Origin of the sequence: Micromonospora sp. DT31 (assembly GCF_049841795.1) — a bacterium.
Lineage (GTDB): Bacteria > Actinomycetota > Actinomycetes > Mycobacteriales > Micromonosporaceae > Micromonospora.
On the sequence record NZ_JBNCKZ010000018.1, the window covers coordinates 38,529 to 55,624 of the forward strand.

The window sequence follows — 17,096 nt, forward strand, 5'->3', positions numbered from 1 at the left end:
ACGCACCCCCGCACGACAGGGGGCGCCACCCCGGGGGGCAGGGCCACACCCCGCACAACGGACCGCACGACCGGGGGGGCCCCGGCCCGGCGCCCGCGGGCGCCGGCCCGGTCCGTGGACACGCCACGCGCCGGCCCCCGGGCGGGAACCGGCGCGGCGGTGGGTTCAGTCGGCGGCCGGCAGGCCGGCGGCGGCAAGCGAGCGGCGCACCGCCGGCTGCACCCGGGTCAGCCGCAACGGCACCCCGGTACGCGCGGCGGCGTCCCGACCGGCCATCAGCGCGGCGATCCCGCCGGCGTCGACGCCACCGGCGCCCACCAGGTCGACCACCACCTCGCTCGGCTGCCCGGTGACCGCCTGGAGTACGGCGCGGCGCAGCTGGTCCGCGCCCGCCCGGTCCATCTCGCCGCCGACCTCGACGACCACCCGGTCACCGTTCTGCTTGACCGAGATGCGGGCCCGGGCCGGCTCGGCCTCCGTACCGCCGCCGCTCTGCCAGGGCGGCGGCGCGTCGGCGAGCATGGCCTGACGCAGCCAGGTCAGCGCCCGCGACAGCAGCCGGGACACGTGCATCTGCGAGATGCCGAACCGGGCGGCGATCTCCGCCTGGGTCTGGTTGCCGTAGAAGCGCATCGCCAGGATGCGCCGTTCCCGCCAGGGCAGCCGGTGCAGCAGGCCGCTGACCGTGACCCGGTCGTCCACCGACTCCAGCGCGTGGTCGGACTCGCCGACCAGGTCGCCGAACTCGGCCGAGCTCTCCCCGCCCACCGGCGCGTTGAGCGACGCCGGGCTGTACCCGGCGGCCGACTCCAGCGCGGCCAGGATCTCCTCCTCGGGTGTCTCCAGCCGCACCGCCAGCTCGGCCACCGAGGGGGCCCGGGACAGCTCACTCGTCAACGTGGCGGTGGCCTGCCCCACCTCGAGGATCAGGTCGCGCAACCGGCGCGGCACGTGCACGCCCCAGGTGCGGTCCCGGAAGTGCCGTTTGATCTCGCCGACGACGGTGATGGCCGCGTACGCGGTGAAGGAACCCCGCTCCGGGTCGTATCTGTCGACCGCGTTGACCAGGCCGAGCCGGGCCACCTGCTCCAGGTCCTCCAGCGGTTCGCCGCGCCCCCGGTAGCGGCGGGCCAGCCGACCGGCGAACGGCAACGCGAAGCGGACCAGATCGTCCCGCGCCTCCTGCCGCCGCTCCGGTGGAAGCCCGGCGATCCGGGCCGCGTACGCGAGCGCCGCCGCGTCGAGGTCCTCCAGGCCACGGTCGGTGGTCGGTGGGGTGGGTGTGGTGGTGGTCTGTCCGAACATCCGCGCCTCCCTCAGGAAGGTCCCCCGCCCGGATCGGAACCGGTCGTGCGCGTGGCCGGGCCACGCACCGAGGGCGGAAGTTGGGTCACATGACGGATTGCGTCGACAGCGGTGGCTGCCCGCCGCACGGCGTCGTGGGCCGGTGCGCGGCGAGCGGTCTTCCCGCTCCGTAGGTACTCAACCACGGACCGCAGGAATCGCGAGGATGTTTCGCCAGTTTGCCGTCAGCAGACCAGCAGGCCCTGGTGGGCGCCCGCGTCGCGCAGCGCGGCGAGCGCGTCGGCCATCCGCAGCGGCGGCGGCGCGGGCAGGTCGCACGGTTGGTTGCGCAACACCTCCGTGGCACGACGGGTGGGTACCGAGGCGACCGGGTAGCCGCGCGCGGCACCCCGGTCCAGGGCCCGCCGGCGGCCGCCGAACCCGGCGACGGCCAACCACTGGGGCAGCCCGGCGACCGCCGGTGAGCGCAGGCCGGGTGACTCGGGCAGCACGTCCACCGAGCTGAACCGCTCGCTGCCGGCCAGCCACCACTCGACGCCGGCCACCCGGGGCCGGGTCGCGTTCTCGCACCAGTAGGGCACCAGGCCGGCCCGCAGCACCTGCGCCGGGTCGAGCAGCCGGCCGCACTCCACCACCAGCCGGTTCCCGGTCTTGCCGGCGCGGCGCAGCCAGGCCCGGTACAGGTCGGCGGTGACCGCGCTCAACGCGTCCGGCTGCCGCACCACCACCCGGTGCAGCGGGTGGTGGTGCCGGTCCCCCCAGGCGCGGGCGTCGTGCTCGAAACCGGACTCCACGCCGTGCTCGGCGAACGCCGCCGCCACCGTGAGCTCCGGCGGCGTCCAGCGGACCCCGTCGCCACCGGCGGCGCGCAGCACCTGATCCAGCACCCGGGCGTCCGGGTGGAAGTCGACCGGGTCCAGGCCGCTGGCCGGGCTGCCGACCTGGAAACTGTGCCCGGCGCCGAGGTCGCGCACCGGCCACGTCCGGGCGTCGTGCAGCAGCAGCACCGGGGCCGCCGGTGCCAGCCGGTCGGCCAGCAACCGGGCGTACGCTCCGGGCAGCGCGTCCCAGCGCACCGCGAGCGTCACGGTGGAGCCGGCCGCCCCGCCCCGACTCGCCGGGCAGTGCACCTGCCGCACCCGCACCCCCGGGTTGGCGGCCAGCAGCCGCTCGGCCAGGTCCACGCCGTGCTCGTACGCGGCGTCCGGCCGGTCCACCGCGCCGCCGCTCCACCGCGCGGCGACCTCGAACCCCGCCGGCAGCCACGGCACGCCCAGCGCCACCGCGAGGTGGGCGGCGGCACCGTGCGGCGAACCCAGCACCACCCCCGGCCAGCGCCGGTCCGGGTACTGGTCGGCGAACCAGCCGGCTACCCGTTCCGCGTCGATCCGGGCCACCTGCCCGGCGGTGAGCGCCGTCCGGCCGGCGGCTCGCAGCGCGGCGGCGCGGCGCACCGACTCGGGCGCGCCGACCAGGCGGGACAGCCCGACCGGCGGGCCCAGGTCGCCGCAGTCGTCGCCGCGCAACGCCCGGGACGTCGCGGCCACCAGCACACGGGCGACGCTGCCCGGCGCCACCACCCGGTCGCCGGGCAGGCCACCGCCGGTCGTCGGCGCCCGTCGCACTCGTTCGCTCACCACGCGGCCCGGCTTCCCGTCCCTCTGGGGTCTAAACGGGGCATCTCCCCACGGGTGGGACCAAGGCCGGTCCGGCGGTCGCACCGCCCGGGTACGCCGTCGGGCCGCGGGTACGCCGTCGGGCCGCGGTCCCGCCGTCGCGGGCGCAACGGCACGCCGGTGCGGTTCGAGCCGGGACCGCCCCCGCTCCGCCGGCACCCGGCCGCGGCGACGCGGCGCGGTGGCGGCACCCGGTTCGGATGCCGCCACCGCGCCGATGAGCCGGGTTAGCCGAGGTCCTCCCCGGCGATCGCGCCGGTGGAGATCACCCGCTCCCGCACCCGGCGGGCCGCGTCGCCGTCGGCCACCAGATCACGCAGGTCGGCAAGCGCCGGCTCGGGCACGTCCAACGGCACCGCCGGGTCCACCACCGCCTCCAGCACGGTGGGCCGGTCGGCCGCCAGCGCCTCGTCCCAGGCCGCGCCGACCAGATCCGGGCGGTCCACCCGGACGCCGTGCAGCCCGAGCAGGCGGGCCCAGCCCGCGTACGGCACGTCGGGGCGCCGACCCGCCGTCGACCCGGGCCGGCCACCGCCCACCCCGGACTGGTCCCGGTTGTTCAGCACCAGCACGACAAGCCGGGGGTCGCGCCACTGCGTCCAGTGGTGTGCCACCGTGATCAGCTCGGCCAGCCCGTTGAGCTGCATCGCGCCGTCGCCGAGCAGCGCGATCACCGGCTCGTGCGGGCGGTCCAGCTTGGCCGCGACCGCGTACGGCAGGGCGCAACCCATCGAGCCGAGCGTGCCGCAGAGCCGGGCCTGCACGCCGGGCGGCAGTTCCAGGTGTCGGGCGTACCAGTAGACGACCGAGCCGACGTCCACGGCGACCGCGGCGCGGCCCGGCAGGCGGGCGGACAGTTCACGCAGCACGAGCCGCGGGTTGACCGGCTCCGCCGGTGCGGCGGCCCGCTCGGCGGCGGTCTCCCGCCAGTGGTCCACCGCCTTCTCCACCACCGCGCGCCACGGCCGGTTCGGCTGCTCCGGCACCCGGGCCAGCAACGCCCGCAGCGTCTCGGCGGCGTCGCCGACCAGCGGCACGTCCACCGGATAGTGGGCGCCGACCCGCCGGCCGTCGATGTCGATCTGGATGGTGCGGGCCTGGCCGGCCATCGGGAACCAGTCGGTCCACGGGTCGTTGGTGCCGATCATCAGCAGCGTGTCGCAGCCGCCCATGAGCTCCGCCGCGGCCGAGGTGCCGACCTCACCGAGCACACCGGCGTGGAACGGCAGCCGCTCGTCCAGCACCGGCTTGCCGAGCAGCGAGGTCGCCACGCCCGCGCCGAGCCGGTCGGCGAGCGTGACGATCTGCTCCGCCGCGCCGTGCGCCCCCTGCCCGACGAGCATCGCCACCCGCTGCCCGTTGCCCAGCAGCGCGGCGGCGGCGTCCAGGTCGGCGTGGTGCGGCAGCACCCGGGCCAGCGGCTCGCCCGGCGTCGCGGTCAGCACCCCGGCGGTCTGCGGCACCAGGTCCGGCACGGCGGCCACCTGCAACTCCCGGGGCAGCACCACGCAGGTCGGGCTACGGGTCGCCACCGCGGTACGGAACGCCTGGTCCAGCAGCGCCGGCACCTGCCGGGGATCACGTCCGTAGCGGACGAACTGGTTGCACACGTCGCCGAAGAGCCGGGTCAGCCCGATGTCCTCGTACGCGCCGCCGAGCGGGCCGCTGATGTCCTCGCCGACGATCGCCACGACCGGCTTGCTGTCGAGCTTGGCGTCGTACAGGCCGTTGAGCAGGTGCACCGCGCTGGGCCCCTGGGTGGCCAGGCACACCCCGACGCCGCCGCTGAACTTGGCGTGCCCGGTGGCCATGAACGCGGCGGTCTCCTCGTGGCGGGCCGGCACGAACTCCGGGTCCCCGCCGGCGTCGTCGAGCGCGCCCACCAGCGGGGCGATCGCCGCGCCGGGACAGCCGAACACCCGCGGCACCCGCCAGGCCCGCAGGCGTTCGACCACCAGGTCGGCGACGATCCGGTCAGCCATCGCCGCGGCCCGGGGTGTCGGCGTCAACGTAGCGCAGCACCGCGCCGACCCCGTCGGTCAACTCCGGCGCCTCCTCCGGCGCGAGCACGGTCAGGTCCGCGTCGGTGCCGATCAACGCGCGCAGCAACGCCGCGTCGGCGCGTACCCGCTGCGGGTCGGCCACCGACATGCCGGACAACTGCGCCGGGTCGGTGGCGATCTCGGTGGGTTCGGGACCCACCCACAGCTCGCCGTCGGCGGACGGGTCGTCCACGACGAGCATGGTGTCCACCTGGTTGCGTTGCAGCGCCGACACGACCGCGTCCAGCCCGGCGCCGACGTCCTCCTGCACCCCGAACCGGTCCAGCGTGTCGCTGATCCGCCGGTCGGCGAGCTCGGCGATGGTCTGCGCCATGATGTCGTCGAGCAGGGTGTCGTCCGCGCCCACGTCGCGGGCGCCGGCGTCGGTACGGACCAGCGCGTCCTGCCAGCGCGCCGGCAACTGGGCGGCGATCATCCCGCTGGCCCGTACGTCACCGGCCACCACGACCACGTCCGCGCCGACCCGGTCGGCCAGCTCCGCGGTGGCCGCGGCGACGTCGCCGGCGTTGTGGTGCCAGGCCTCCATCGCGGCCCGCTGGTAACGCGACTGGGACCAGCCACCCGGTTGTACCCGGCGCAGTTGTCGGCTCTGCGCGCCCCGCACCTGGGCACGGCGGGGCACCGCGCCGGCGCTGACCGCCATCGCGTCCGCGCCGGTGCGGTCGGCCAGCACCCGCACCCAGGCGATCTGCTCGCCGCGCTGGGCCACGAGCGGCATGGTGTGCGGCAGCGCCGACCAGGACGCCAGGTCACGCGCCGGGGGCGCGGACAGGTACTCGGTGAGCACCACCCGGCCCCGGGAGGCGAAGATCGCCAGGCCGTAGTCGCCGGGCATCGGATCGTGCCGGCGGACCACCTCCTCCACCGCCTCGACGGTGACCGGATCGGCGCCCTGGCCGAGCAGGTCGCCCTTGAGCGCACGCCAGCGCAGGTCGACCTGCGCGCGTGCGTCGTGGGTGTCGCGGGAGGCGTCCAGGTAGACCGAGCACCAGGGCCCGGGACGGTCGTAGAGCGGCCGCAGGAAGGACAGCTGCATGCTCGACCCCTTTCCAGCTCGGCCGCACGCATACCCGCGCCCCGGCCGAGTTCACCTGCCGCCGACCGGACGTGACCAGCGTTCATTCACGTCGTTCAACCCGCCAGATCGATACCATCTGTGCACGCAACGGGACTCTCGGTGGTGAACATGGACACGGAACTGCCCATCCGGCGCGTGGTGCACCCGACCGAACGCGTCGTCACCGGCCGGCTGGTCCGGCTCATGGAGGGCTACGCCCGACAGGTGCGGGTCGGGCAGCCGGTGCTGGTGGCGGTGCTGACCGCCGCCGGCGTGGCGGTTCTGCTGCTGCGGGTGGCGCGCGCGTTGCTCAGCAGCGGCACCCGCGGCGCCGGACGCCGCTTCAAGGAGTTGAAGGAAGGGCCGGAGTTCCTGGTCACCCCGGTCAGGGTGCGCGAGAGCACCGGCCGGCTGGTCGAGGTCGAACTGCACGGGCACCTGCCGCAGAGCGCGCTGCACCCGGGCGACCACGTCCAGCTCACGCTGCGGCCCCAGCGCGACGCGGACCTGCCGCCCCGGATCGAACGGATCGTCAACGTGACCACCGGTCAGCTGCTCACCCCGCGTACCGCGACGCTCTGGTCGCACCTGGGGCCGGCGCTGCTGCTGCAGGCGACGGCCGGCGCGCTGCTGGTGCTCGGTGTGACCGCCTGCTCCGCGCTGACCTGAGTTTCCACCCGGGCGGCATGGGGCACCGCTGCCCCATGTTCCCGGGATTCACGCTCTCCGAGATCGACGTCGGGCCGGTCCGCCTGCGGGTACGCCACGGCGGGTCGGGGCCGCCCGTGGTGCTGCTGCACGGCCATCCGCGCACCCACGCGACCTGGCACCGGGTGGCGCCCCGGCTCGCTGCCCGGCACACCGTCATCTGCCCGGACCTGCGCGGCTACGGCGGCTCGTCGAAGCCGCCCAGCGACCCGGAGCACACGGTCTACGCCAAGCGGGCGATGGCCGCCGACGTGGTGGCCCTGCTCGACGCGCTCGGTCACCGGAGGGCCGCCGTGGTCGGCCACGACCGGGGCGCGTACGTGGCCATGCGGACCGCCCTGGACCACCCGGACCGGGTGACCCGACTCGGCGTGCTGGACGGGGTGCCGATCGGTGCGGCGCTGGCCCGCTGCGACGCCCGGTTCGCCGCCCGCTGGTGGCACTGGTTCTTCCTGGGACAACTCGCCAAGCCGGCCGAGCGGGTGATCAACGCCGACCCGGACGCCTGGTACGGCGGGTCACCGGAGGAGATGGGTGAGCAGGCGTACGCCGACTACCGGCGGGCCATCCACGACCCGGCCACGGTGCACGCCATGTGCGAGGACTACCGGGCCGGACTCGGCCCGGACCGGGCGGCGGACGACGCGGACCGGGCCGCCGGCCGCCGGATCGGCTGCCCGGTGCTGTTCGCCTGGTCCGAGCGCGACGACATGGTCGACCTCTACGGCGATCCGGCCGCGATCTGGCGGGACTGGGCCGACGACGTGCGGACCGCGTCGATCCCGTCCGGGCACCACATGGCCGAGGAGGCGCCGCGGGAACTGAGCGCCGTGCTGGCCGGCTTCCTCGTCGAGGAGCCGGCCGGGCTCAGCGACCGGCGGGAGTGAGCGGGCGCTCGGCCGGCGTCGGCGCGTCGAGCAGGCCCCGGCGGCGGGCCCAGCGCTCGAACAGCACGGTGGCGAACGGCGGCACGGCGGCGGCCAGGGCCAGGCCGGTCTGCACCAGCGTCCAGCGGCGCCGCCGGGCCACCATCAACGCCAGCAGGCCGTAGATCACGAACAGCCCGCCGTGGATCGGCCCGAAGATCTGCACACCGATCTCGTCGCGGGGCGGGCCGTACTTGACCGCCATCCCGGCGAGCAGCGCCGCCCACGAACACGCCTCGGCGAACGCCGCCACCACGAACGCCCGGATCCACCCGTCGCGCATCAGCCACTCCCCTCGGGTCGGCGGCCATGGTAACCGGCCGGGCCGCGCACCCGGGAAATCCCCGCTCGACGGGCCGGGTGGCGCGGGCCGGTCATGGTCCGGCGTGCACCCGCGCCGGGCCGTACGCCCGCCGCACCCGGACCCGGGCTGCTCCCCGCCGCGGACGTCGGCCCCGCCAGACGTCCTCGGCGTGCTCTCGGGCGTACTGGCGGAGCAACTCGTGGAAGGTGTACCGGTCCGGTACGTATTCGTTGATCAGGTGGGCCGCGGCCAGCTCGTCCAGCAGCGGCGCCACCTCCTCCACCGTGGTGTTCGTCAGCGACGCGGCCACGGTGGCGGCGAAGTCGGCCCCGGGCGCGTCGCCGAGCATCCGGAACAGGTGCTGAGCCTTGTCGGAGACCGACAGGTACGACAGGTCGAAGGCACGGCGGACCGTCGATTCCTGGTCCCCGCGGTGGGCGAGGGCCGCGAGCCGGTTGCCGGCGCGCAGCTCGGCCACCTGGTTGGTGATACTCAGGTGCGGGCGGCAGGTCAGGTTGGCGGCGGCGACTCGCATCGCCAGCGGTAGGTAGCCGCACGCGGCGGCGAGGTCGGCGGCGGCCGCGGCCTCGGCACGGATTCGTTCCCGACCCAAGAGCCGTTGCAGCAGGAGCTGAGCCTCGTCGGCGGTCAGCACGTCCAGCGCCACGTGGTGCGCGCCGTCACGGGCGACCAGTCCACCGAGCCGGTCACGACTGGTCACCAGCACGAGGCAGTCGGCGCTGCCGGGCAGCAGCGGGCGGACCTGGGCGGCTGACCGGGCGTTGTCCAGCAACACCAGGACCCGTCGGCCGGCGAGCACCGAACGGTAGAGCGCGGTGGCCTCGGACAGCTCGGCCGGCACCTGCGCGGAATGCACGCCCAGTGACCGCAACAGCTCGCCGAGGGCGACGATGGGGCGGGTCGGGCGGCGGGTGGCATAGCCCTGCAGGTCGACGTGCAACTGACCGTCCGGGAACCGGTGGGACGCGCGGTGGGCCCACTGCACGGCGAGCGCCGTCTTGCCGACGCCGGCGGTGCCCACGATCGCGACCACTGTCGACGCCACCGCCTCGCCGACGGGCTGCACTCCGTCCAACTGGTCGAGACTCCCGGCCCGGCCGGTGAACGCGGCAACCGCGGGAGGAACCTGGGCTGGCCTGGTGGCGGGCGCCGGCGGATGAGCACCGCCGGCCGCGCTCGTCGCGCCTGCCCGCTCCCGCAGGATGCTCAGGTGCACGGACTGGAGCTCACCGCCCGGCTCCGCGCCGAGTTCGTCGAGCAGCCGGCGACGGGTCCGGGTGTAGGAATCCAGGGCCTCCCCCCTGCGCCCGGTGGCATGCAGCGCACGCATCAGCGCGGCGAGTAGGGGCTCGTCGAAGGGGTGCTGCGCGGCCATCTCGGTCAGCGGGCCGATCACGGGGGCCGCGCCGCCGAGGGTCAGTTCGGCGTTCGCCCACGCCACCGTCGCCTCCAGGTGCAGCTGACACCACGCGGACCGCATCCGTGTCGCCCACTCACCGGGGAGGTCGACAAGCGGCGTTCCGCGCCACAGTTCCAGCGCCTCGCGCAGCAACGCGGCCCGCGCCGGGTCGCCGGACGGGTAGCGCAGGCCGGCGGCGACCAGCCAGCGGAACCGGTGCACGTCCACCCGGCCGGGGTCGACCTCGATCGCATAGCCACCCGGACGCCGAACGACGAGCGCCGGGTCCGCTTCGGCCGCGGTTGCCCGTTCCAGCACCCGCCGCAGGCGGCTGACGTAGGTGTAGACGGCGTTTCGCGCGTCGGACGGCGCCTCGTCGGCCCAGGCGCGCTCGGCCAGGTCCCCCACCGTGACCGTTCGTCCGCCCTCGGCCAACAGGACCGCCAGCACGAACCGTTGTTTCCTCGATCCCAGATCAACGGCGCCGCCCGCCACGTGCAGTCCCGTCGGACCGAGCAACCGGAACATGTCCACCCCCGGAACGCATCGCTGATCACCGATGTTCTCACACGCCGGGCCGCCCCGCCCGTACCGGACCGGTCGACTCACCTCCGCACGGGAGGGACCTCACGTCGTTCAAGGTCTGTGCAAGATCGCGTAAAGGGCGGACCTCCACGATGCAAGGACACGGGTGCTCGCCTCGATCAGGCCGGCCGAAGCGGCGAGCACGCACTCTACGGAATGGGACGAAGGATGCACATGCCTCACCGCTCCACCCGGTCACGGATGATCAGCACGGCGGCCGCCTCCGTCCTGCTGGCGTCGATCGCCATGACCGGAACCGCACAGGCGCAAGCCCCAACCGGGACGGGCACGCCCTCGACCGGGTCGACAATCATCGATCCGGAGCAGCAGTACGCCGACTTCCTGGCGAGCAGGCGGCCGGACGGCAGCTGGCTGGGCGCGGCCGACCCGGGCAGCAAGGCGAAGGCCCCGACGACCTCGCTGAGCACCTACCCCAAGCTCACCGAACGGCAGCTCGCCACCATGCGCGACAGGATGGGCCAGGCCCCGGCGACCGGCGCCCCGACGATCGACACCTCGGCGCACGCGACCGTGGAGGTGGTTCGGTTCACCAAGGACGCCACGATCGTGCAGACCTACCTTCCGGCGCCCGGCGTCACGCCGGATCAGCTGGCGACCAGCCTGCGGTCGCAGGGCAAGCAGGGCGTGCGGGTGAACCGGCCGTCCGCCTTCTCGACGTCGGACTCGGAGTCCTGCGCCTACGGCCACGCCCGGACGATCTCGTGTCCGGTGTCGTTCTTTCGGAACAACGGCAACGAGAATCCGATCGTCGTGTTCAACGACCACTCCGGCTCGGTCTGGCCGTTGACCGAGGCGGTGCCCAAGTGGAACCAGGTGCCGAACATCGACAGCTGGTACCAGTGGAACGGTTGCCCGGCCGTAGCCGGTGCCCGGTGCATCGATGTCTTCTCCGGCAACTACGGCGCCGCAGACTGGGTGGGCCTGGCGCAGCGGACCTACCCGTCCAGCACGTTCAGCGGCGCCTTCGCGGATTCCGGCCAGTGGATCCAGCTCAACGACTACTACGCGCCGACGACCTTCACCCGCAACAACGTGGTCACCCACGAGGTCGGGCACATCCTCGGGCTTGGACACAACACCTACGACTACGACGTGCTCTACCCGTCCGCCACCACCCGGGAGGACATCGGCGGCGAGAACCCGGTACTGCTCAGCGACCTCTATTCCGTCGTCCGCTGACGATCGATGTGGGCCGGTTTCCCGGCCCACATCCCGTCGTGGTCCCCGGGCGACGACAAGGCGGGAGGAGGCGGCTCTGCCGCTGATGGCGGTGGACGAGAACAAGCCCTCACGCGGCCCACCCCGACATGTCGGGGTGGGCCGTTCTCGCGTGTTGCCCGACGAACCTCCTGGTGGCGGGCTGAGCCGCCGGGAGCGCTACCAGCGGGGCACCGAGCCACCCGGTCCGATCGCTACACTCCCGGAAAAGACCGGGCCCGCCCACGAAGGCGGCGGCGCGTATCGGAATCGAATGGAGACGTCTGTGACCCGCGACAAGGCGGCACCGCCCGGAATCGACCTCACCGTTCCCAGCGTGGCCCGGGTCTACGACTACTTCCTGGGCGGCAAGGACAACTTCGAGGTCGACCGGAAGGTCGCCGAGCACGCCCTGCGGATCACGCCGGACGGCCCCGCCGCCGGCCAGGCGAACCGGGCGTTCCTGCGTCGGGTGGTCCGCTTCCTCGTCACCGAGGCGGGCATCGACCAGTTCCTCGACATCGGATCAGGGCTGCCCACCCAGGGGAACGTGCACGAGGTCGCCACCGAGCACAACCCGGCCGCCCGGGTGGTGTATGTGGACAACGATCCGATCGTGCTGACCCACGGGCGGGCCCTGCTCGCCGCGGAGGGCACCGCGACGGTGATCCAGGCCGACATCCGGGAACCGCAGGCGATCCTCGACGACCCGGATGTCCGCCGGTTCCTCGACTTCGACCGGCCGGTCGGGCTGTTGCTCTTCGCGATCCTGCACCACCTGGGCGACGACGAGCAGCCGCGAGCGGTCGCGGCGGAGCTGATAGACGCGCTGCCGTCCGGCAGCTACGTGGCGATCTCGCACTTCCGCGACCCGGGTGAGCGTGACCCGGAGGGCTCCCGCAAGGCCCGCGAGGTCGAGCGGGTCTTCAACGAGTCGCTGGGCACCGGCCGCTGGCGTACCGACGAGGAGATCCTCGCCTTCGCCGACGGGCTGACGTTGCTGGAACCCGGGCTCGTGCCACTGGCCGAGTGGCGTCCGGCGCCGGACGCGGACGCCCCGAACCAGACCGACACCTACCACACCTTCGTCGGACTCCTCGGCCGCAAACCGTAGGTTCCGTCCGACGGGGCCGCTCGACCGGGCCGGCGCTCGTCCTGCCGAGACCCGCAGCGAGGTCACGCCCCGTGTCCGGGGCTTCCCGCCGACGTGATCCCGGGGCGGGCCACGAGGGTCACGACGGCCGGGACGGGGTACAGAAAGGGCTCCTCAGGTCTTTCCTGACCCGCCGCTCCGTGCGAGGTTGGGCAGACCAACGGTGACGAGGCGGTGACCATGGGCGAGGACGTCGGCGCGCGCACGTTCAGCCGGGAGGACCGGGCGCGCTACCGCGAGAAGGTCCGCCGGTGCCTGGACGTGTTCGCCGGGATGCTGCGCGAGGCCCGGTTCGACGTGGAACGGCCGATGACCGGCCTGGAGATCGAACTCAACCTGGTCGACGACAGCTTCGATCCGGCGATGCGCAACGCCGACGTGCTGGCCGCGATCGCCGACCCGACGTTCCAGACCGAGCTGGGCCAGTTCAACGTGGAGATCAACGTGGCGCCGCGCCGGCTCGTCGGCACCGGCACCGCCGGGTTCGAGCAGCACGTGCGGGAAAGCCTCAACGCCGCCGAGGAGAAGGCCCGCACGGTGGGCGCGCACATGGTGATGATCGGCATCCTGCCGACGCTGCGCCCGGAGCACCTGACCGCCGCGACGCTGTCGGCGAATCCCCGGTACGCGTTGCTCAACGAGCAGATCTTCGCCGCCCGCGGTGAGGACCTGCAGATCGCGATCAGCGGGGTGGAGCGGTTGGCCACCACAGCCGACACGATCACGCCGGAGGCGGCGTGCACCAGCACCCAGTTCCACCTCCAGGTCAGCCCGGACCGGTTCGCCGACTACTGGAACGCCGCACAGGCGATCGCCGGGGTGCAGGTGGCGCTGGGGGCGAACTCTCCGCTGTTCTTCGGCCGGGAGCTGTGGCGGGAGACCCGGGTGCCGCTGTTCCAGCAGGCCACCGACACCCGGGCGGAGGAGATCAAGGCTCAGGGCGTACGCCCGCGGGTGTGGTTCGGCGAGCGCTGGATCACCTCGGTGTTCGACCTGTTCGAGGAGAACGTGCGCTACTTCCCGGCGCTGCTGCCGGTCTGCGACCCGGAGGACCCGGCGGCGACGCTGGCCAGCGGCGGGGCGCCGAAGCTGGCCGAGTTGCGCCTGCACAACGGCACCATCTACCGGTGGAACCGGCCGGTCTACGACGTGTCGAAGGGTCGTCCGCACCTGCGGGTGGAGAACCGGGTGCTGCCGGCCGGGCCGACCGTGTTGGACACGGTGGCCAACGGCGCGTTCTACTTCGGCCTGGTCCGGGCGCTTGCCGAGTCGGACCGGCCGCTGTGGTCGCAGATGTCGTTCAGTGCGGCCGAGGAGAACCTCCACTCCTGTGCCCGGCACGGCATCGACGCGCAGGTGTTCTGGCCCGGCCTGGGCTACCTGCCGGTGACCGAGCTGGTGCTGCGCCGGCTGCTGCCGCTGGCCCACCACGGGCTGGACCGGTGGGGCCTGGACCCGGTGGAGCGGGACCGGCTGCTCGGCGTCATCGAGCAGCGCTGCCTGACCGGCCGCAACGGCGCGACCTGGCAGGTGGAGACGCTGCACCGGTTGGAGTCGGCCGACCACATGGACCGGCCGGCGGCGCTGCATGAGGTGGTCCGCCACTACGTCGACCTGATGCACAGCAACCAGCCGGTACACGAGTGGCCGATCCCCTGAGCGGTCGCGTGCCGCACCTGCCACGCGGCACGTGACCGGGGCCGGTCGCACCGCCGCGCCGGGTCAGCGCAACGCCGCCAGGGTCACCCGCGCCGCGTGGGCGACCAGGGCGTCGTCGGGTTCCGCGTCGCGGGCGCCGCGGGTGGACAGGACGACCAGCACGATCGGCGCCCCGCCGGGTGGCCACACCACGGCGATGTCGTTTCGGGTGCCGTACCCGCCGGTGCCGGACTTGTCCGCCACCTGCCAGCCGGCCGGCACGCCGGCCCGGACGAGGCCGGCCCCGGTGGTGCTCGCCCTCATCCAGCCGAGCAGCAGCTCCCGGTCGGCGGGCGGCAGGGCGTCGCCGAGGGTGTACGCCCGCAGCGAGTCGGCGAGGGCGCGGGGTGTGCTGGTGTCGCGGACGTCGCCGGGCGTGGCCGCGTTGAGCGTCGGTTCGGTGCGGGCCGGCCGGGTGACCCGGTCGCCGATGTCGCGTAGCTCGCGTGCGAAGCCGGCCGGGCCGCCAAGCGCGGCGAACAGCAGGTTGCCGGCCGTGTTGTCGCTGTGCCGCACGGCGGCCTCGGCGGCCGCCCGCACCGTCATCCCGGTGCCGAGGTGCTGTTCGGCGACCGGCGAGTGCGCCAGCAGGTCGGTGCGCCGGTAGCGGACCACCCGGTCGCGGTCGGCGTCGGAGGTGGTGGCGAGCATGGCGCCGGCCGCCAGCGCCTTGCACGTCGAGGCGTACGCGAACCGTTCGTCCGCCCGGTGGGCGAGGGTGCGGCCGGTGCCGGTGTCGAGGGCGTAGACGCCGAGGCGGGCGTCGAAGCGCCGTTCCAGGGCCGCCAGCTCGACGGGCGGGGGCACCGGCGAGCTGGCCGGGGTGGCGGGGTTGGCCGGTGTGGCCGGTGTGGTCGGCGTGGTCGGGACGGTGGGGGCGGCCAGGCCGGTGGAGTGGGGTGCGGCCTCGGGCCGGTCCGCCGCGCAGCCGGCCGGGAGTGCCGTGACGAGCGCCGCTGCCACGGTCACCACCTGCCGTCGGATCATCACTCCCCCTGCCCGGTCGACCGGCGCACGCCGGCCTGGCGTCATTGTCGCGACCCCGGCGGTCGGGCGGTCGACCGGCCCCGGGTCCGGCGGTCAGCCGGCGACGGCGGCGAACGTCACCGCACCGAGGGCGGCCAGTGGGAGCGCCACCGCGGTGGCGAGCAGCCTCAGCCGGGCGGAGCGGGCGACCAGCACGACGAGCAACGCGGCCAGTGCGAGGTCGATGGCCACGTTCCACCACACGTCGGGATAGCCGGACCGCGATTTCAGGGCGAACCGCAGCGCCTCCTCGACGAAGACGGCCGCCGGCAGCGCGGTGCCGACGACCCGCCGCCATCCGGCGGTACGCGCCCAGGTGCCGGCGACGCCGAAGACCACGCCCGCCACCACGCCGAACGCCATCCAGAGCAGCGAGGCGGGCGACCAGATCACGGCCAGGTCGTCGCCCTGCAACAGGGTCGCTGCCAGGTAGTAACTGGGCACCGCGACGACGAGCAGGACGACGGCGGCCACGGCGGCCCGTACCGGCCCGGAGCGGACCCACCAGCCGAGCGCGAACGCGGCGACCGCCCAGGTGGCGGTGGAGTTGCCGAGTTCGGCGAACGGGTACGGCACCCGCGTGATCCAGACGAAGTCGAGGACGCCGAGCAGGAAGCCGGCAACCGGGGCGACCAGGGTCACGGCGGGGCGGGAGGGCTGCATGGCGAGAAGCATACTGAGTATGCTCTGCGGGTAGGCAGCGGGGCAGGGCTTCCTACGAGGCCAGTCGCCGCCCGGAGGGGGCGAGCAGCACCTCCGGCCGGTTGATCTCGGCCCAGACCGCGTCGAGGGAGAGACCGAGGACGTCGGCGATGGCCGCGATGGTGGGGAACGCCGGGGTGGCCACCCGACCGGACTCGATCTTGCGGAGCGTCTCCGGCGACACGCCCGCGTCGAGCGCGGTACGGAGCATGGACCGCTCACCCCGGGCCTGCCGCAGCAGCGCGCCGAGCCGCTGCCCGCGCTCGACCTCGGCGGGCGTGAGGGGCAACCGGACCATGCTCGGATTCTAATACCGGATAACATGACCGGGATACTTATTGGTCGGAGGAAGGCACCTGCATGATCGAGATCCTGAGCCCCACCGACGTGCGTCGGGCACGGGACACCGGCGCCCTGGTCGCCGGCATCCTGCAGACCCTCCGGGGCCGCACCACGGTCGGCACCAACCTGCTGGAGATCGACGGGTGGGCACGCGAGATGATCATCGAGGCCGGGGCGCAGTCCTGCTACGTCGACTACGCGCCGTCCTTCGGGCGAGGGCCGTTCGGGCACTACATCTGCACCTCGGTCAACGACGCCGTGCTGCACGGGCTGCCGCACGACTACACGCTCGCCGACGGCGACCTGCTCAGCCTCGACCTGGCGGTCAGTCTCGGTGGGGTGGTCGCCGACTCCGCCGTCAGCTTCCTGGTCGGCGACGCGCGCCCCCCGGAGAGCGTGGCCCTCATCGACGCGACCGAACGCGCACTGCGCGCCGGCATCGCCGCGGCCGGCCCCGGCGCCCGCGTCGGTGACCTCTCGCACGCGATCGGCTCGGTGCTCAGCGCGGCCGGCTACTCGGTCAACACCGAGTTCGGCGGCCACGGCGTCGGCTCCACCATGCACCAGGACCCGCACGTGTCGAACACCGGGCGGGCGGGACGCGGCTACACGCTGCGCCCCGGCCTGCTGCTGGCGCTGGAGCCGTGGGTGATGGCCGACACCGCCACGCTGGTCACCGACGCCGACGGGTGGACCCTGCGCAGCGCCACCGGCTGCCGCACCGCGCACAGCGAGCACACCATCGCCATCACCGACGACGGCGCGGAGATCCTCACCCTGCCGCAGCCCACACAGCCGTGACCTGACCCCCGCCGCCGGAAGGGCCCGGCGCGCACCGCCCGCCACCGGACCGCCGCCACCGACAGTCGCACACCGTCAGGCGGGCCCGCAACGCCCCCGCAGGGTGGGCACG

General features: G+C 74.2%; 15 protein-coding genes. 6 read left to right on the plus strand and 9 right to left on the minus strand.

The features are described 5' to 3' along the window. Window positions 1–165: 165 nt before the first annotated feature. The 4 genes from ACLQ2X_RS23640 to ACLQ2X_RS23655 all read right to left on the minus strand — a co-directional run bounded on the left by ACLQ2X_RS23640 (window position 166) and on the right by ACLQ2X_RS23655 (window position 6,080). Window positions 166–1,305 (minus strand): SigB/SigF/SigG family RNA polymerase sigma factor, encoded by a 1,140-nt coding sequence (locus tag ACLQ2X_RS23640; protein WP_425683278.1) that lies wholly within the window; start codon window positions 1,303–1,305, stop codon window positions 166–168. A 224-nt stretch (window positions 1,306–1,529) separates the two neighbouring features. Then, window positions 1,530–2,930 carry a hypothetical protein gene (locus tag ACLQ2X_RS23645; RefSeq protein WP_425683328.1) on the minus strand — a complete coding sequence of 467 codons (1,401 nt, stop codon included), beginning with the start codon at window positions 2,928–2,930 and terminating at the stop codon, window positions 1,530–1,532. 278 nt (window positions 2,931–3,208) lie between these two features. Beyond that, entirely contained in the window at window positions 3,209–4,963 is a 1,755-nt protein-coding gene (locus ACLQ2X_RS23650) for a thiamine pyrophosphate-binding protein (protein WP_425683279.1), read from the minus strand. Then, the gene (locus tag ACLQ2X_RS23655; RefSeq protein ID WP_425683280.1) at window positions 4,956–6,080 is read right to left on the minus strand and encodes a Vms1/Ankzf1 family peptidyl-tRNA hydrolase; all 1,125 of its coding nucleotides are present in this window, start codon (window positions 6,078–6,080) and stop codon (window positions 4,956–4,958) included. Before ACLQ2X_RS23655 ends, ACLQ2X_RS23650 begins: the two co-directional genes overlap by 8 nt. A 141-nt stretch (window positions 6,081–6,221) precedes the next feature. Between ACLQ2X_RS23655 and ACLQ2X_RS23660 the strand changes: the two genes are divergently transcribed. Both ACLQ2X_RS23660 and ACLQ2X_RS23665 read left to right on the plus strand, forming a co-directional pair. Beyond that, window positions 6,222–6,770: a hypothetical protein gene (locus ACLQ2X_RS23660; protein WP_425683281.1), complete on the plus strand. Its 549-nt coding sequence runs from the start codon at window positions 6,222–6,224 to the stop codon at window positions 6,768–6,770. Between the two features lie 35 nt (window positions 6,771–6,805). Continuing rightward, on the plus strand, window positions 6,806–7,696 hold the full coding sequence (locus ACLQ2X_RS23665; RefSeq protein WP_425683282.1) for an alpha/beta fold hydrolase: 891 nt from the start codon (window positions 6,806–6,808) through the stop codon (window positions 7,694–7,696). Here the strand turns inward: ACLQ2X_RS23665 and ACLQ2X_RS23670 are convergent. Together ACLQ2X_RS23670 and ACLQ2X_RS23675 are read right to left on the minus strand one after the other, a co-directional pair. After that, the gene (locus ACLQ2X_RS23670) at window positions 7,677–8,018 is read right to left on the minus strand and encodes a DUF3817 domain-containing protein (RefSeq protein ID WP_425683283.1); all 342 of its coding nucleotides are present in this window, start codon (window positions 8,016–8,018) and stop codon (window positions 7,677–7,679) included. The genes ACLQ2X_RS23665 and ACLQ2X_RS23670 overlap by 20 nt on opposite strands. 91 nt (window positions 8,019–8,109) lie before the next feature. Continuing rightward, window positions 8,110–9,987: a BTAD domain-containing putative transcriptional regulator gene (locus ACLQ2X_RS23675; RefSeq protein ID WP_425683284.1), complete on the minus strand. Its 1,878-nt coding sequence runs from the start codon at window positions 9,985–9,987 to the stop codon at window positions 8,110–8,112. 258 nt (window positions 9,988–10,245) lie between these two features. Between ACLQ2X_RS23675 and ACLQ2X_RS23680 the strand changes: the two genes are divergently transcribed. The 3 genes from ACLQ2X_RS23680 (at window position 10,246) to ACLQ2X_RS23690 (ending at window position 14,074) form a co-directional block, all read left to right on the plus strand. Further along, window positions 10,246–11,244 carry a matrixin family metalloprotease gene (locus tag ACLQ2X_RS23680; RefSeq protein ID WP_425683285.1) on the plus strand — a complete coding sequence of 333 codons (999 nt, stop codon included), beginning with the start codon at window positions 10,246–10,248 and terminating at the stop codon, window positions 11,242–11,244. Between the two features lie 304 nt (window positions 11,245–11,548). Beyond that, window positions 11,549–12,376: an SAM-dependent methyltransferase gene (locus ACLQ2X_RS23685; RefSeq protein ID WP_425683286.1), complete on the plus strand. Its 828-nt coding sequence runs from the start codon at window positions 11,549–11,551 to the stop codon at window positions 12,374–12,376. A 219-nt stretch (window positions 12,377–12,595) separates the two neighbouring features. Then, window positions 12,596–14,074, plus strand: coding sequence for a glutamate--cysteine ligase (locus tag ACLQ2X_RS23690; RefSeq protein WP_425683287.1), 1,479 nt, complete (start codon window positions 12,596–12,598; stop codon window positions 14,072–14,074). 63 nt (window positions 14,075–14,137) lie between these two features. Here ACLQ2X_RS23690 and bla read toward each other — a convergent pair whose 3' ends face one another. From bla to ACLQ2X_RS23705, 3 genes are all read right to left on the minus strand, one after another. After that, window positions 14,138–15,100 carry a class A beta-lactamase gene (gene bla / locus ACLQ2X_RS23695; RefSeq protein WP_425683288.1) on the minus strand — a complete coding sequence of 321 codons (963 nt, stop codon included), beginning with the start codon at window positions 15,098–15,100 and terminating at the stop codon, window positions 14,138–14,140. A gap of 93 nt (window positions 15,101–15,193) precedes the next feature. Next, a complete protein-coding gene (locus ACLQ2X_RS23700; RefSeq protein ID WP_425683289.1) occupies window positions 15,194–15,802 on the minus strand; it encodes a DUF6518 family protein in 609 nt (202 codons plus the stop codon). A gap of 52 nt (window positions 15,803–15,854) precedes the next feature. Next, on the minus strand, window positions 15,855–16,139 hold the full coding sequence (locus ACLQ2X_RS23705) for a helix-turn-helix transcriptional regulator (RefSeq protein ID WP_425683290.1): 285 nt from the start codon (window positions 16,137–16,139) through the stop codon (window positions 15,855–15,857). A 62-nt stretch (window positions 16,140–16,201) separates the two neighbouring features. Between ACLQ2X_RS23705 and map the strand changes: the two genes are divergently transcribed. Next, a complete protein-coding gene (gene map / locus ACLQ2X_RS23710; RefSeq protein WP_425683291.1) occupies window positions 16,202–16,984 on the plus strand; it encodes a type I methionyl aminopeptidase in 783 nt (260 codons plus the stop codon). The last annotated feature ends 112 nt before the right edge of the window (window positions 16,985–17,096 follow it).